Origin of the sequence: Acidithrix ferrooxidans (assembly GCF_000949295.1) — a bacterium.
Classification (GTDB): domain Bacteria; phylum Actinomycetota; class Acidimicrobiia; order Acidimicrobiales; family Acidimicrobiaceae; genus Acidithrix; species Acidithrix ferrooxidans.
This window is the reverse complement of the sequence record NZ_JXYS01000065.1, coordinates 1-16,566: the sequence shown is the minus strand read 5'-3', so window position 1 is coordinate 16,566 and position 16,566 is coordinate 1. Positions and strand designations below refer to the sequence as shown.

Here is a 16,566-nt window from a genome sequence, read left to right as displayed (position 1 = left end):
TACAAATTTATTTCGGTTCCCATCAAACCTTTGATCCACTCAAAGAAGCCCTAAACATAAATCAAAAAAGAACAGACATGGCGCCAACTCCCACAAAGCACTAGGCAGATCGGCCATGAAGCCTCCTTGGAAATCCCAATCTGACTAATTACCCTGGCCAACAAACCTTGATTGTGAATAGCACGACAAATGGTCAGATCAGATCTGTTCCAATTTGAAATCCCCAATAACACACCCAAAACTATCAGATAACAAAGGGTAACCAGGTAACTTGACGATCAGCCTCGATGAATCTTCTCGTCTCGAACTAGTGCGCTAATGACTTGCGCAATAGTTGAACTTGCCTCATTGACGCAAAAATTTACAACCATATTCATGTCAAAGGAGTCATCGGCGAAGTCCGAGATTACGCGAATAGCACCCCAGGGCACCCCTGCTGCAAGCGCCACCTGAGCAAGAGCAGCGCTTTCCATATCAACGCAGATCGCATCGGGGAAATTTTTCTTTATTGCAATCTTTTGCGCTTTTGTGCCTATTATCGCATCTCCGGAAGCCACTTCGCCTATCACACATTTAATCGATCGCGAGATTGCACCCGATCCAAAAGACGATTCGCTACCTACATTAGAAAGGCAATATCTATTGGCTATCTCCACCTCAAGCGCCAAAATCCCTGGATCGGCAGAGATTAGATGACAACTTGCTCCCGGAAGAATGCCAGGCGAATTCAGAATGGGACGAAGGTCAAAGTCATGGTGAAAGGCGCCACTTGCAAGCACTATGTCACCGATGTTTAACCGATCATCCAAAGATCCCGCTAATCCGGAGATTAAAAGTGCACTTACGGTGTACCTCTCTACCAGGGAGGCTGCGGCCATCGCAGCGTTAACTTTACCCATCCCCGAATAAGCCATCACAACGATTGAATCCCCGATTTGACTTTGAGACATTGGAACGAGCCCCTCAGTGATTTCAAAACCCTGGAAATGACGATTACGGAGCTCAAGGAGTTCCTCTTCCATAGCCACAACAAGTCCTATAACTTTGGACTTTTCCTTTGACACCGCAAAGCTCCTTATCTCAACCAATAGCAAAGCTAGCAAATCAATAAATTGCCAATGGCCATTGTAACCCTGATCGAGAAAGTAACTCGGCTCACAGAGACCATATGGGAGAAAGCCATGTCCCATTTGAAAAAAGAGGCTAGACACTGGGCTACTTCTACAGCGTTTAACTTTGAGGAGCTTGATGAAGATATCTCTCGAGCGGTTAGAATCTTGGCTTGATGAGGGTACTTTCAGGAATTCAACCAACGGGACAAGCACATATCGGTAACTACTTTGGAGCAATAAAGTCCTGGGTCGCCCAACAAGAGCTCCAAGACTCCTATTTCACAGTCGTAGATCTTCACGCCATAACGATAGAGCACGATCCGAAAGAACTCTATTTGGGCACATTGGAACTATTTGCAACTCTTTTGGCCGCCGGTCTTGACCAGGATAAATGCACAATCTTCGTCCAGAGCCACGTAGCAGCACATGCAAATTTAGCCTGGCTAATGGAGTGCACTGTCAGCATGGGCGAGCTTAACCGAATGACCCAATTCAAAGACAAGGGCCGTGGAAGCGAGAGTGTTAGGGCCGGTCTCTTTACTTATCCTGCGCTTATGGCAGCAGACGTCCTATTGTATCAAGCAGATAAAGTACCAGTTGGAGACGATCAAAAGCAACATCTAGAACTCACTAGAGACCTAGCGATGCGCTTCAACCGACTATACGGCGAGGTGTTCACGGTACCGGAACCATCGATTCCTACAATCGGTGCCCGAATAATGGATCTTTCAAATCCAACAAAAAAGATGTCTAAGTCCTCCTCCTCCCCTGCGGGTATAATCTATCTGCTTGAACCAGCTGATCAAATCAAAAAGAAGATCTCAAAGGCCGTAACCGATACCGACAATTGCGTGGAGTATGACCCTCAAAACCGTTCGGGAATCTCCAACCTCTTAGAGATATTTGGTGTAGCGACCGGCAAAGATCCAAGATCGATTGCTCAATCTTATTCGAGCTATGGAGCGCTCAAAAACGATCTAACGGAAGTGCTCGTTACAAATCTGGCACCGATAAGAGACAGATTAAATAACTTACTAGATGACAAAGCTGAACTAGCAAGATTAATGCGTATGGGCGCCGAAAAGGCTGAAATTACAGCCAACGAGACCCTACGAAGAGCACAAGACGCGGTCGGGTTTGTTCCTAGAAGTCAATAGAGACGATCAGGCTTTACCTTGACATTTCATAAACCTTTAACCTAATATCAAAACCTCAAGTTGTAGTTACCCTAAAGAGCAACTTAGGAGACTTCGATAGCCGTGCACCAGGGGCGATTCTACGGGCAAACTACTTATATATAAGGAATCTTGTAGGTTATTCACTTAGGCAAGTACCAGAGCTAATCGGCCTTACTAATCGGCCTTACAAAGAATAGCCGTAATGCCAGATTTTGCGTTGTTGTACTGAACAACTAGATAGATCAAAGAACCCAAAATGAACGAACACCTATAAATTGAAGTAAATAAAAAATGCACACTCCCGCGACCTTGGCGCCTGAAAGTTATGGCTAGAGGAGCAAAGTTATTGCATCTAGTTCATCAATTTCAATAACTTTCACAAATAAGATTCAATTTCAATAACTTTAATAGAAGAATCACTCCGACCGAGTTCAGATTTTAAGTAAGATAATGAGCTGTATAGATTCATGCAAGCAAGTTGCGGGGTGATTTCCTTCCGATATGGACATAGTGAGCCGGCTTTCCTTACCAAAGGGTTACATCGGATTAGTAGAATCGTTTTCACACAAGAATGAATTGCATTTACTCGCGAACAAAAAATCGCTGACGGCATTTATTGTCACTAATTGTGCAAAATACCCTTACAGTCACAAACTAGTGCTATGATAAGTCACATAAAGTAGTTGGTCCACCACCCGCCCAGAGAATGCGGCTACACCAGAAAAAAGGAGCGCGAGCCAAATAAATGCTTACATCAAATCGCGTTCCTATCGAACATCTCGATCGAGCTATTACCGAATTCATCTTTGCTTCAAAGGCAACCTTCGTCGTAGCAATCACCTTCAATGATGCTAACTCGATTATGGGACTTGTCGCCAAGAGAGCTTCGAAGACAAAGAACGAGACAATCACTCTTGAATTAGGCTCAACGGATTGGATGAAGTCCAAGGAAGTCATTCGCCACGTTAAAATGGCATTACCTTCGCATAAGCCACGTAGAGTCAAGATGACGACGCCTCTCAAGGAAGAACTGAGCCACTTCATCCCCGCAATTTTGACTCTAAACGACCACTCCTGGCAACTCATAGTCCCTATCTACAAGTCAAATCTTGCCTTAATTCTCATCGATGCCAAGGAGTGGAATACTCCATCAATCGCTGAATTATCCAGGCTCATCCCTAAAGACGTAACGGCATCCTTTGACCCAACCTCAGACGAAGCCTTAGACAGACTTATCCTTGAACTCTCCAGCGCCGCAGCTACCGCGGATTCTTGGGTTACAGGGTTACGCAGCCTCTGTAGTTGTCTTGCAATACATCTAGGATTTTCTAATTCCACCTTATATGCGCTTGATCAAGGTCGACTAGTCCCAGTTGTAGCTTGCTCGAACGGGGAGGTAGTAAACTTCAATAGCTCCTATCCAACCAAAAAGACTCTAAGCGCACTTTCCAGCCTCTCTGATAGAGCATTTGAGTTACGGACACCTATTGACTTCGACTCAAACTATATCGATGCGATGCACTTTAAAGATTCGCGCTCCAACGCTGATCGAAGTCGCCATGGAATAGTCGTCCCACTTCGTCGCGGTGAGAGTAAATTGGGCGTAATCGTCCTTGAGAAACCGATAAACAGCAGCTGGAATAACCTCGTGGATTCCCCAAGTGTTACCCTTTTGCTGGCACATCTCGCGCTTTTATTTACTCAATTTCAAGAAGACCAGCAAAAAGAGCTCCGCCTTAGAGCAACCGATGGACTTGCACCCATGTTGGACGCCGCCACGCAGATTATCACCCGTGATGAAATGGCAAAGTTTCTTGCACGATCCCTCTCATTAACCCTTGGATCCGAATCCGCTCTATTTGTTCTATTTGAAAATCAAAGCAAGATCTCCGTCATTGCAAGCTTTGGATGTGACGAAAACAAAACGGAGCAAATTCGCAGTAATTGGATCGGAGTCGAAGCTTCCTACCTTCCTTTTTATCGCACTATTGCGGCTTCCCATGAGCCACTACTCATCGAATACACCGATTCCAGCTTCTACACAAACGAGATAGTAGATCTAGTCCAACAAAAGCCATATGCGATAGTCCCAATCTCCACTTCGGATGGCCTAATAGGTTTTGGAGCATCAACGATCTCAAAAGACAGGAAATTCTGGAGTTCTCAAGAGAAATCAATCGCACTGGATTGGAGTATTTCAGCAACACTGGTCGCCGATAACGTCGGCCTCCGCCTTTCTGAACAAAGGAGCCTCGAGAAATTTCGCGAGATGGCTTTCAAGGACTCCCTAACCGGCCTTCCAAATCGCGAATTATTCAACGATCGACTCGGCGTCGCCCTGGGGAAAGCACAGCGAACCAATGCGCGGACCGCAGTAATCTTCATCGACATCGACCTATTCAAGCATATTAACGACACCTACGGCCACCAAACAGGCGACCAAGTTCTAGTACAAATTGCCCGACGCCTCCTTGGGGTATTTAGGGATACGGATACTGTGGCACGCCTATCTGGAGACGAATTCGTAGTTCTTGTAGAAAATGCCCCTGAACGGGACGAATTGATCGAAATTGCTACCCGCGCCTTCAATAGACTCAATGACCTCTATTCAATCGGCCAACTCGAGTTAAATGTCTCGATATCCATGGGCATCGCACTCGGCGCGGCTGGCATAAGTGGCCTAGATCTTCTGGCGAATGCTGACAAGTCGATGTATCGATCCAAAGAGCGTGGTCGGGCGCGACTCTCATTTCACGATAATCGAGAACAATTTGGTGAAATCGACCTTCGCGAGACCTTTGAATTTTCAAAAAGAAAGATCGAAGACCAGGCAACAAATAAGTTGAGATCTGACCTAGTGCCCACTCTCTACCTACGCTTTAGTGCCGACTATGTGGAAATGGCAAAGTTGCGCCATGCCATAGAGTCGCTAACCGGCAGTCCTGCGCCACATTCATATGATCGCCGGATTCCAAACGACCTACAACCGACCACCTTTCTAGCAAGCCAAATAGGTGACGTACGACCTGAACTTGTCGCCTTTAGACCTGGCCTCGATGTGGCAAACTCCAACGATGGACACCACCTCTCTGTTCTTAGAAAATTGACAGAGATGGGTCCAACTTCCGAGATCTTCTCGTCGTCAATGACATATAGAGGAGCAAAGGTCTTAGTCGAATTGGGGCCGATCAGCGTGCAAGGGGTCGGAGACCTGGCATATTCTGTCGCTAACTTTGCCCGAACCTTTGAACGACATAGAAGGCTCGTCCTCTCAATCACCTCAGGAGAACTAGCAAAAGATCCAGACCTCCTCACCGCACTTTCGGCATTAGCAATTAGATTTCGATGCGAGCTAATGATCTCTTCGGTAGAGAATCGAGAACTACGCTTCCATGACATCTGCATGCCAATGGTAACATATCTCGCAATCAGCGCCAATGAAGCAGTTAGCGACGCTAACCGCGCAATTCCGAATTCCCTCTCTTCTCTCCTGGCAATTGCACATGACCGAGGAATTCGAATCGTAGCGCAACATCTAAATGACGAGCACAACGTGGATCCTCTTGTAATGGCCGGTGTTACAGTCATCTCAGGAGATGTAGTGAGCTTTGCCACCTCCAGAGATCCACATCCAAGACATCCCTTTGGCAATAGCATCTCTTTCGGCTACTAAGTAGCCCCATTAGACCCCTTCCAGGGGGCCAAAAAGCTATAACTGGCAGCATTTGAAGGATCATAAGTCAATTGATGTCGAAAACATCCCCCAAGCCGGCATAAACTAGACAACTGTGCGTTCGCTTCTAAATAAAAAAGAAAAGCTACTTGGCTTCGCCATAGCAATCTATGCAATAGTCGTCTATTTGATCTTGTGGATACCCCACCTTCACGATAAGGTCGTCAAAGGTCAATCATCTCCATACATATACGCGATTGAAGGTGTTGCGATTGCCCTCTTCTTTGCGCTTACAGTCTTTGTAGGCAAACGAATTTGGGTCGGGTTCGCAGGACTAGCACTCTCACTTGGACCTCTTGGCAAATATGTCGTTTTGATGATGCCTGCTGTTATCTTCGCGGCCTTTTCTGGCTTTAGATTTGTCATGCAACCCAAGAAGGATCGGATCAAAGCTAACGCAGAGGCGAAGCAGTCAGCAAAGGCCACATCGACTCAAAATCAAATTCAATTCGAATCACGACGCATTACACCACCAAAGCCCCGCAAAAAGAGACAACCAACTCCAGCACCTAGCAGTCAACTCTACGGAAGCTTGGGCCGATTGGGACCCAAGGGTGGTGCATCTTCAGAACATGATAACAAAAAATAGTTCCCACGGCCGAACTAATAGTGAACGTAGTAATTATTTGGGTTTAATCGTCAATCAAGGTGTGACTATGCAGTCCAAGCCCAAAACAAGCGAGTTCATTGCAGAAACGGTGAAAAATTGATATCTCAAACACTCGAAGGCAAAACATTCTTTGTGACCGGAGCAACCGGTTTTCTAGGAACTGCCCTAGCGGAACGAATCCTAAATGTTATTCCCGACGCAAAGCTGATCCTTTTGATTAGGGCGGGCCGTCGTGCATCTCCGATAGAGCGTGCCAAGCGAGAGATCATTAAAAATGATGCATTCAACCTCATGCGCGAACGCTTTGGCGATGACTTCGACCGTTACATAAATTCACATCTAAGTGCTGTCCCAGGCGATGTATCAAAGCCCCTTCTGGGCCTAGACGACTCTGGTCTTGACGCTCTTGCAAGTGCTGACATCGTGGTACACTCTGCAGCTACCGTTAGTTTCGACTCACCATTGACACAAGCGGTATCAGTAAACCTTCTTGGACCAACAAATGTCGGTGATGCAATCAAAGCGGCTGCCCAAAGAGCCGGGAAAGCCCCTACCGACACCCACTTTATTACAGTTTCAACCGCCTACGTGGCTGGCTATCGCAGAGGGTTAGCACCCGAAAAGCTTCTTCGAAATACCCCGTTCTCGCCGATGCCTGACTTTAAAACTGAAGTTAACGTAGCCTCTCAATTACGTGACGAGGTCGAACGAGACTCCCGAGTCCCAGAGCGCCTCGAGGACTTCAAAAAGAGCGCCCGTAAAGAACTAGGGGCGGTTGGTGGACCGCTTTTAGCTCAAAAACTCGAAAAGATTCGCGACGAATGGGTTAATGATCGTCTGGTTGAACTAGGAATTGCTAGAGCTCAGTCGCTTGGATGGCCCGATGCCTACACCTACACAAAGGCATTAGGCGAAGAGGCACTGGTCTCCAACCACTCCGACCTTGCCATCTCTGTCGTTCGACCTTCTATTATTGAATCTTCAATGATCCACCCATTTCCGGGGTGGATAAAGGGCTTTCGAATGGCAGAGCCTATCATCATCTCCTACGCTAGAGGTCTCCTCAAGGAGTTCCCCGGAGTACCTGAAGGCATAATCGACGTAATTCCCGTCGACTTTGTAACTGGTACCATCCTTGCTGTAGCTGCGGAAGATAAGCCAAAACCTTCGACAAATATTCCTGTCTATCAGGTTGCCTCGGGCTCTGCTAATCCTCTACGCTATAAGGTCCTTGTCGACCTAGTGCGAGAGTGGTTCCTAGAACACCCACTTTATGATTCACAGGGACAACCTATCCTGGTACCAGAGTGGAACTTCCCCGGCCGAGGTCGGGTCCAAAAACAACTCGCAAGGTTAGCTACCAATTTAGAATTCGCTGATTCGATAATTTCACATCTCCCCCTCAGAGGGGAACGAGCCGAACTCGTAACAGACTTAGAGGAGAAGAAGGAGGCTATAAATAGAGCCCTTTCATACGTCAAGCTCTATGGCTCCTACGCGGAGACCGAAGCTATCTTTGACGTAAAGAACCTCCTTGCGCTTTGGAATAAGCAAAGCGCCTCAGATCAATTAGATTTTGCATTCGATCCGCGACTGATCAATTGGGACTCTTTTGTAACAGAGATTCATCTACCTTCAGTAGTCAAACACGCAAGAGTAAAGACGACCCCAGATCGCAAGTCCACTAGCGCTCGAGTGGATCGTACCACCTCATCCATATTGAACGATGAATTCAAAGTGGCAGCTTTTGACCTAGAGAACACAGTTATAGCATCCAATGTCGTCGATGCATATGCCTGGTTTGCAACAAAAGATCTCCCTCTTGGTAAGAAAGCACTTTTTTCGCTCGCGCTAATGGCTGAAGGACCGTCGCTGATAGCCTCTGATCGAAGTGATAGAGGTGACTTTCTACGCAACTTCTATCGACGCTATTCAAAGGCAGAAGCGGCTCATCTCAGTGAAGACGCCAACGAACTCTTCAACTCCTACCTCCTAAAGAAAGCATTTCCTCGGGCTATCGAACGGATTCGCCATCACCGCAGATTGGGTCACAAGACGATACTGATAACGGGAGCACTCGACTTTGTCATAGCACCATTAGCGCCACTCTTTGACGACATCGTCGCATGTACCATGACGACCGATAGCCGTGGACGCCTTACCGGAAACTTAGATCAAACCCCACCTACCGGGGAAGCGCGAGCCATTCTGCTCGGAGACTTTGCCGATAAATACGAGGTATCCCTCTCCAAATGCGTTGCATATGCGGACTCGTCATCCGATCTTCCAATGCTGGAGGCTGTTGGCTTCCCGGTGGCTGTAAATCCAGAACCGCGCCTACTAGCGATGGCAAAAAGACGGGGTTGGACGATAGAAAATTGGGAACGGCAACCAGGACATTCAAAACTACTCCTCCCGATTGGTAAAGCACGATGAAAGCTTTAGTATTCTCAAGATCTCCAACGAGGTACGCGGCGACGCGGACTCTTAGCGTGGTTAGTTCGCGTTTCAATGCGTCGGTCTCTCCCTTAGACTTCACAACTAACTTCGAACTACCAAATAGGAACCTTCCTTATCAACAATGCAAGGTACTTTTGAGCGGAATCTGTGGCTCTGACATATCCATGCTGGACTCATCTTCTTCTCGATACTTCGAAGATTTCACCAGCTTTCCTTTTGTCCCCGGCCATGAAATTGTTGCGCTTGCCCCCAATGACGATGGGACTAAAAGGCGAGTGGTAATTGAACCGGGATTAAGTTGCATCGTACGAGAAATCTCGCCCCTCTGTGACTACTGCAGCGTTGGCGCTACCGACAAATGCATAAACACCATCTCCGGATCACTAAATAGTGGAACTCAAACTGGCTACTGCCATTCAACTGGCGGAGGATGGTCTGAGAACTTTATCGCCCACCCGAGCCAAATCCATGACTTGCCAGAGTCGATCTCAAATGAAGCAGCCCTCATGATCGAACCACTTGCATGTGCCATGCATGGAGTTCTGCGAGCTAAGCCCAAGGCCGATTCTGAGGTAGCAGTTATTGGCGCTGGAACCGTCGGTCAGATGACGCTCGCAGCCCTCTTCACCTTGGCGCCTGAGGCCAAGGTAAGTGCCTTAGCCCGCTACTCAAACCAAGCCGAACTAGCTAGTTCGTTCGGTGCCTCGATTTTACGTTCCAACGACGAACTACGTCGAACTGCAAGGCGAAAGTCAAAGGGTATCATGGTTGCCAATAGGGTAATGGGCGGCTTCGATACCACATTTGATTGTGTTGGCACAAATGAAACCTTAAGCCATGCACTCGAAATAACTAGACCTGGTGGCACTGTAATTCTCTCCGGTCTTCCTTCTCCGATGCGAATAGATTTAACTCCGCTTTGGCACAAACAAATCTCTATCGTGGGCACCTACGCATATGGTAGCGAAATCTACGAAGATAAGACGATACGAACATTTGAACTCGCTATTCAAAGAGCCAACTCGCTTGGCTTGGAGCGATTTGTATCGACAATTTATCCCCTCGAAGATTTCGAAGAAGCAATTAATCACGCTAGAAATTCAGGGCGCAGAGGAGCGACCAAGATCGCATTTGACCCTGCATCCAAAGTTTCACACACACCTCGAAAGGCATCCTAATTGAGTCCTAGACCTGGATTTATCCTAAATGTAGACAAGTCGTATCCGGGAACTCTCTTTTGGCACGGCGAAGGCTATCGAATTGAAAAACTTCCCGAAGGTTCATCTGTCATCTATGCACCTGAATCGCTACCATCTTTATCTGACCCTCTCGGGGCCATCGAAGATGCTCTGGACAACCCAGTTGGCGATAGCGATCCGTTGGATACCCTTCTGACCTCAGGGATGCGCTTGACAATCGCCTTTGACGACGTGTCGCTTCCTCTTCCTCAAATGGTCTCACCCGACATTCGCTCCCTAATAATTGAAGCAGTATTAGAGCGTGCGGCTAGAGCAGGCGTCGAGGACGTGGTGCTGATAGCTGCTTTAGCTCTCCATCGCCGAATGACCGAATCCGAACTTCGCCATGCGGTCGGAGATCGAGTTTATGACTCGTTTTACCCACGCGGTCTCCTTTTGCAGCACGACGCCGAAGATCCCAAGGGGCTTAGCTTTATAGGCCTCACGCCACAGGGCGAAGAGGTCGAAATCTCCAAGCGCGCCGCTGAAAGCGACCTGATAGTCTATGTAAATGTCAATTTAGTCTCCATGGATGGCGGCCACAAGAGCGTAGCTACTGGTCTATCTAGCTATCGGAGCCTAAGACATCACCATAACGTAAAGACAATGGTCCACTCTAAGTCATTTATGGATCGTCACAATTCGCAGTTGCACTCGTCCAACTGGAGGATGGGAGCAGTCATAAAAGAGGCAGGCATCAAGATCTTCCAGATCGAAACCACTCTAAATAACGACACCTTTCCAAAGCAATTCGAATTCCTCCAAAAGCGCGAATGGGAGTGGAACCTAAAAGACCGCGCGAAATTCATCACCACATCTAAAGCTCTAGAGGCCACTCCCCCATGGATGGCTCGTAATATCTTTCACTCCATAAGATCTCCCTATGGCCTTACTGGCGTGAACGCAGGTGAGGTAGACGCCGTCCATGAAAAGACGCTTGAGCGGGTCTACAAGCAACAACTGGTTCATGTCTCTGGACAATCCGACATATTGACTATGGGTTTGCCATTCATTGGTCCATACAACGTCAATTCGATCATGAACCCAATTCTGGTCTATTGTTTGGGACTTGGGTATTTCTTTAATATGTACAAAAACAAGCCTCTCGTGCGAAAGGGAGGTGTGTTGATAATGAGCCACCCCACGCGCAACGAATTTGACCCGGTCTTTCACCCTTCCTACATTGACTTTTACGAAAACGTCCTAAGTGAAACCACAGATCCAATTGAGATCGAGGCAAAGTACGAAAAGAGTTACGCTGAGGACCCCTGGTATATCCATCTCTATAGAACAGGTAACGCATACCATGGAGTTCATCCGTTCTATATGTGGTACTGGGGAGCCCACGCACTTGACCACCTCGGAGCAGTGATTATTCTTGGTGGCGACCCTAAGGTTGCAAAGCGACTGGGTTTCATGGCAGCAAGTACCCTTAATGACGCATTAGCAATGGCCTCGGCTTATGTTGGTACTTCTCCGTCGATTACACACTTGCACTCACCTCCTCTGTTGATGGCTCAAGTTGAATAATCTAGAATTCGAAAAGATCTAATACCAAGGACGAGCAATGGCAAAAATGCGTGGACTACTGGGCAAGATAACTATGCCCTTCCCACTTGGTCGGCCCACTTGGCCAGCCAATGTAGAAAGAACAATTCCCAAGTCAAAACTCGGTGCAAACTACGATACAGAATGGGCTAGAAGGTACTCAGTACGTCTTGTACGATCACTGATAACTGACTATGTCACTAAACCCGCGATAAATATAGTTGCCTCCCCAAAAGTGCTCGGTACCGATCGCCTAAAGGGTATCGACGTACCTGTTATCTTTGCCGCTAACCATGCCTCTCACTTAGATACTCCGCTTCTACTCTCGGTGCTTCCAGATGACTTTCGCCACAAGACGGCTGTTGGAGCCGGAGCAGACTACTTCTTTGACCGCAAATACAAGGCAGTCATCTGGTCATTCCTCTTAGGAGCAATTCCTATCGAGAGAACAAGGGTATCGAGAAGATCAACCGATTTAGCCTTAGAGATCCTGCGCGATGACTGGAACCTAATTCTCTTTCCTGAAGGCGGCAGAACCCCTGACGGTTTCGCAAGGGAGTTCAAAGGGGGCGTCGCGCAGCTAGCCCTAAAGACAGGCTCGACCATCGTACCCGTCTTCATAGGTGGCACCTATGAGGTCCTAGGTAAAAATAAAAAAGGCTTTAGCCCCGGTTCTACAGTTGTAAACTTTGGCAGGCCAATAAGTCCTAGCGGTTCAAATCCCCGTGATTTAACCAAAGAGTTACAAAGTGCGGTCAACCGTCTTGGAGATGAGGTCTACAGCGACTACTGGGACGCTGCGCTAAGAAGCGGAGCAAGTTCCACGCCGGACTTAGCCGACAATGGCGATAATTCCTGGATAGCAGAGTGGAATCGTCCCAGGTTTAGCGACACCTTTGAAGATTCAAAGAAAAGTCGTTGGCCAAGATTACCATTTATCGACAAGCCACTCTGATTTAATAGCCTGCTAGAGAAAGACGAGCCGAGCCTTAAGGTCGACGTCGACATATTTATTATCCAATGTACTCCCAGGGAACGGCTTTCTCTCTGTTTAGGTAAGCCCAAATTACACGATGCCAGCTCGTTATTTATAAGGTCAGTTTTAAGGATAAAATCATCTACCCGTCGCTCTTTGGCTGTCTAGCGGTGGTTATCCCATCCACTTATAACCTAACTACCAATCGCTCCAAGGACTAACCCCTGGTTGATCCAAACTCTAGATGCGAGGAGACTTACACTTGGACCTAACGCCTAATAAAACGAGGGACTGAGATAGCCTAAGGCAGTACTAATTGGTTAAAAATTGAAAAATCGGCGCCGAAAGAGCGGCTATGATTGCACTAGACGCAGACCCGAAGGAGCTATAGAATCTGGCTCACTAACCAACTCGGTAACAAATTCCGTTTTATGACCAGGAAAGACGGAGACTGAATAAAGTTTGGCCCCACCGTCTTCATCATAGGTAATCCTCTCACACCAAAGCGCCGGCGAGTCACGCGGTACTCCAAGCAACTTGGCATCGTCATGGTCGATTGCAATGGCCACAATTGTCTGCACCGCCCGACTCAGACGCTTAGCTAGATTACCCCGCTCCCCCAAAAGATCATACAAACTCGCCTCCTCCAGTTCAGGTATCGAAAACTGAGCACCAATTTGCGCCGGAACCCAAACTGTAACCCTAGCAAACGGATTACCATCGGCGAGGTTGATTCTCGTTATGACAAGCAACTCGCCCTCGCCGAGAATCTCCTTCAGCCGGCCCTCGGCGATCTCAACCCGTGCGGAGATAATCTTCCTGCCCGGTTTAACACCTCGTTCAGACATCTGGGCTTCAATGGTAGTGAAGCGCCCTAAGCTCTGACGTACCGGGTCTGAATTCGCGATCCAACCAAAACCCTGTCTTGAGTCAACAAGGCCCTCGCTTCTCAAGACATCGAGAGCTTTTCTTACAGTAATCCGACTAGCCCTATGAGTTCGTGAAAGGGCCGCCTCGCTCGGTAAGACCGAGCCACGACTCACCTGTCCGGACACAATTTGCGTACGGAGGCTGGATGCAATCTCTATATATCTGGGTGTTTTTTTGCTTTCTATATTCCCAAGATACCCAAAGTTGGATACAATTCCAAAACCGAGCCCTCAACAATCATTAAAAGCAAAAAAGTAAAAGCTAGGTTCTAATTTTAGCGTTACAACTTAGGCTAGGTATAAAAAGCGCCTAGGCGAGAGATTCTCTGGTTGGGTAGATTCTCTGGTTGGGTAGATTCTCTGGTCGGTATATATTCGCTCACCGACCTATAAGCAGCCAATCTCCTCTGTAGACATTAGTTAGCTGTTCAACTTCGAGATGCGCCAAAATCGTTTGGCTAATTTCCGAGAGCGCGATCAACTGTTGGCCACTCAACACATTCGCAAAGCAATGACAGACTGCTACGGCGTGGATAGGCTCCGCCATAGTGATTCACTTCAGACCCTCTTCAGTGAGCACCTTAATCGATCCACGCCGATCGGTGCTACATATCCTTGCGAACAACGAGGCCACGCACAGCCATCCAGCTAAGTTGCTGAGAGGTACGACTGCGCTACCAGCCAAGACCGCTGGCGAGATCCATCGAACGCATCTGGTGGTCAGAAGACTTCGAAAACACAGCACTGGTCCTCATCGACCACCACGTCGGCACGATCAGCTGGGCGGGCGAACTCGTGGTCGAAGAGAAGGAGCAGTTTGTTGCTGGCAGCACAGCTCAAGATGTGAGTTACGGTCATCGCACGCTTCGCTGAGGCGGCCGGTATACCTCTTGTCCTCACGAGCAGCCTCGAAACCGAAGCACAAGGACCGCTATTGCCCGAGTTCGAAAAGTTCCTTCCCGAAGAGTTCGTCGCGCGCATCAAGCGAGAGGGTGTCATCAATGCTTGGGAGGACCCGGCTTTCGCCGAGGCAGTGAGAGCCACTGGCAAGACGAACTTGCTGATAGGTGGTTTGACGACCGATGTCTGCTTGGTCCCCCAGCCCTATCGGCGAAAGAAGAGGGCTTCAACGTCGTAGCACTGATGGACACCTCGGCTGCTTGCACCAAAATCGGTGCCCAGAACAGCCGTGACCTCTTACTAGCCACGGAAATCGAGTTGATGACGGTGATACCCATGATCACCTCCATATCCTCAGGAACTACTAGAACCCTGCCTCTGGGGAGCTTTACGCCGCGTCCGGTGAAGAGGGTGTCTATCACGCCTTCGCCCAGGGCGACCTCCGCTAACATCGCCACCGGAACCCTCGTCGTATCTGCGGTGTGAGGGTTCCGGTGGCCCGAGATTCAAGAGGGTACAACTTTGCGTGATTGGCCCAGCGCATCACAAGAGCGAGGCTTCTTCTTGCCTGTAGCTGAAGCCCTGACAGTCGGCGTCGTGTTCGTCGCGGTCTTGCTGATTGGTTATCACTCACCACGCCCGCGCGATGGCCGCGTCGACGTGGTTGGCAGTCCGGCATCCGTTCCGGCGCTAGTTCATCAATGTCAATCAGAGCAAACCGGGGGCTCTCGACCTTGTCCGGGGGCTCTCGAGCGAAATAGGTCTCGAGTCGCTACGCGAGGGACGGATATTCGGCGTCCTCACTCTAAGCAGCAATCCAACTCTCTACGTTGCCGGCGCCAACGGGCTGTCAGTGACATCTGGCCTCGAAACGAACTCTTACACTCGATGATCTCGCAGAGCGCTCCATTGCACACCGTCGACAAGTTGCCCCTACTGCCCAATGACACGTCGGGGCTACCCCTCTTCTATCCAGTCTTTGGCGTTGTAATTGTCAGCTACCTGTTCGGGATCGCGTCGGTGACTACGGGTCGGAGCCTCTCACCGACCGGTCGCTGGGCCCCGGCATCCCCGCTTGCATCGCTACTCGCCGCATTATCAACGTTGATTGCTCGCTTCAGTACTCAAACCATGTACACATTCGGTGATCCCGTCAAACAAGCGGTGCTGTAGACACTCGATGATGGCGTAAGGTTGGGGTAGCTGGCCTATCCTCTGTGGCCTAGGGTGGCTGGACACGGCGCTTTAATTGTGATAGTTATAGTTACGTGGCAAAAACAGTGCGCCAATACGACAACGAGCGGATCGCTTCGCTGGAGGCCGAGAACGTCGTCCTTAGGTCCGAGCGTGACGAGTTGTCTGCCAAAGTGGATGCACTCACAGCCAAGATCGTCGAGCTAACCAAACAGGCTTTCGGGCGTCGCTCCGAACGGGCGAAGATGGCTCAGGATGTGAACGCAGAACCAATAGGCGCCTTGGAAGAAAGTAGCGACCCTGAGCCTGATGAGGTGCCAAGGCGCAAGAGAGGTCAACAACTCGGGCACCGCGGCCATGGTCGACGCAGCTATGACCACCTACCACGCGTACAACAGATCCATGAGCCCGATTCCAAGCTGTTGGTCTGTGGGAGCTGTGGTGCGCCTTATGCGCCTTTCGGAGAGGAACGCTGCGAGGAGATCGACGTCGAGGTGATAGTCCGGGTCATCGACCATATCCGTCCGACGTACCGGAGAGGATGTAACTGCAAGGCGACCAAGGGGGTCGTAGCTGGCGCACCACCAGCGAAGGTAGTTCCAAAAGGTAGGCTGTCGGCTGGGTTCCTCGCCCATATCGTGGTGGCGAAGTTTCTCCTTGGGCTCCCGATCAACCGGGTATGTGCAGC

The 16,566-nt window shown here is 49.0% G+C and carries 13 protein-coding genes; 10 read left to right on the top strand and 3 right to left on the bottom strand.

Features of this window, described 5'->3' with window-relative positions:
* Positions 1 to 278 precede the first annotated feature (278 nt).
* Positions 279 to 1,064, bottom strand: a complete 786-nt coding sequence (gene mtnN, locus AXFE_RS09680) for a 5'-methylthioadenosine/S-adenosylhomocysteine nucleosidase (protein ID WP_052605663.1) — start codon at positions 1,062 to 1,064, stop codon at positions 279 to 281.
* 221 nt (positions 1,065 to 1,285) lie between these two features.
* Here mtnN and trpS point away from each other — a divergent pair, with 221 nt between their 5' ends.
* The 7 genes from trpS (at position 1,286) to AXFE_RS09645 (ending at position 12,834) form a co-directional block, all read left to right on the top strand.
* Entirely contained in the window at positions 1,286 to 2,269 is a 984-nt protein-coding gene (gene trpS / locus AXFE_RS09675; RefSeq protein ID WP_052605662.1) for a tryptophan--tRNA ligase, read from the top strand.
* 766 nt (positions 2,270 to 3,035) lie between these two features.
* On the top strand, positions 3,036 to 5,963 hold the full coding sequence (locus AXFE_RS09670; protein ID WP_052605661.1) for a sensor domain-containing diguanylate cyclase: 2,928 nt from the start codon (positions 3,036 to 3,038) through the stop codon (positions 5,961 to 5,963).
* Between the two features lie 115 nt (positions 5,964 to 6,078).
* Positions 6,079 to 6,612 carry a hypothetical protein gene (locus tag AXFE_RS09665; RefSeq protein WP_052605660.1) on the top strand — a complete coding sequence of 178 codons (534 nt, stop codon included), beginning with the start codon at positions 6,079 to 6,081 and terminating at the stop codon, positions 6,610 to 6,612.
* Positions 6,613 to 6,729: 117 nt separating this feature from the next.
* Positions 6,730 to 9,069, top strand: coding sequence for an HAD-IB family hydrolase (locus AXFE_RS09660; RefSeq protein WP_052605659.1), 2,340 nt, complete (start codon positions 6,730 to 6,732; stop codon positions 9,067 to 9,069).
* Positions 9,066 to 10,271, top strand: a complete 1,206-nt coding sequence (locus AXFE_RS09655; RefSeq protein ID WP_052605658.1) for a zinc-dependent alcohol dehydrogenase — start codon at positions 9,066 to 9,068, stop codon at positions 10,269 to 10,271. The genes AXFE_RS09660 and AXFE_RS09655 overlap by 4 nt, the downstream gene beginning before the upstream one ends.
* Entirely contained in the window at positions 10,272 to 11,861 is a 1,590-nt protein-coding gene (locus AXFE_RS09650; protein ID WP_052605657.1) for a lactate racemase domain-containing protein, read from the top strand.
* A 37-nt stretch (positions 11,862 to 11,898) separates the two neighbouring features.
* On the top strand, positions 11,899 to 12,834 hold the full coding sequence (locus AXFE_RS09645; protein WP_052605656.1) for a lysophospholipid acyltransferase family protein: 936 nt from the start codon (positions 11,899 to 11,901) through the stop codon (positions 12,832 to 12,834).
* Positions 12,835 to 13,208: 374 nt separating this feature from the next.
* On the opposite strand, the gene AXFE_RS09640 is transcribed toward AXFE_RS09645, so the two are convergent.
* Both AXFE_RS09640 and AXFE_RS19340 read right to left on the bottom strand, forming a co-directional pair.
* Positions 13,209 to 13,937 (bottom strand): GntR family transcriptional regulator, encoded by a 729-nt coding sequence (locus tag AXFE_RS09640; RefSeq protein WP_268749155.1) that lies wholly within the window; start codon positions 13,935 to 13,937, stop codon positions 13,209 to 13,211.
* Between the two features lie 567 nt (positions 13,938 to 14,504).
* The gene (locus AXFE_RS19340) at positions 14,505 to 14,684 is read right to left on the bottom strand and encodes a hypothetical protein (protein WP_152626005.1); all 180 of its coding nucleotides are present in this window, start codon (positions 14,682 to 14,684) and stop codon (positions 14,505 to 14,507) included.
* Between the two features lie 105 nt (positions 14,685 to 14,789).
* On the opposite strand from AXFE_RS19340, the gene AXFE_RS19335 reads away from it, so the two are divergent.
* The 3 genes from AXFE_RS19335 to AXFE_RS09625 all read left to right on the top strand — a co-directional run.
* Positions 14,790 to 15,170 (top strand): hypothetical protein, encoded by a 381-nt coding sequence (locus AXFE_RS19335; protein WP_152626004.1) that lies wholly within the window; start codon positions 14,790 to 14,792, stop codon positions 15,168 to 15,170.
* Between the two features lie 36 nt (positions 15,171 to 15,206).
* On the top strand, positions 15,207 to 15,857 hold the full coding sequence (locus tag AXFE_RS09630) for a hypothetical protein (protein WP_052605653.1): 651 nt from the start codon (positions 15,207 to 15,209) through the stop codon (positions 15,855 to 15,857).
* A 95-nt stretch (positions 15,858 to 15,952) separates the two neighbouring features.
* Positions 15,953 to 16,566: IS66 family transposase (locus tag AXFE_RS09625; RefSeq protein WP_455423338.1), on the top strand; the 614-nt coding region annotated here is incomplete at its 3' end.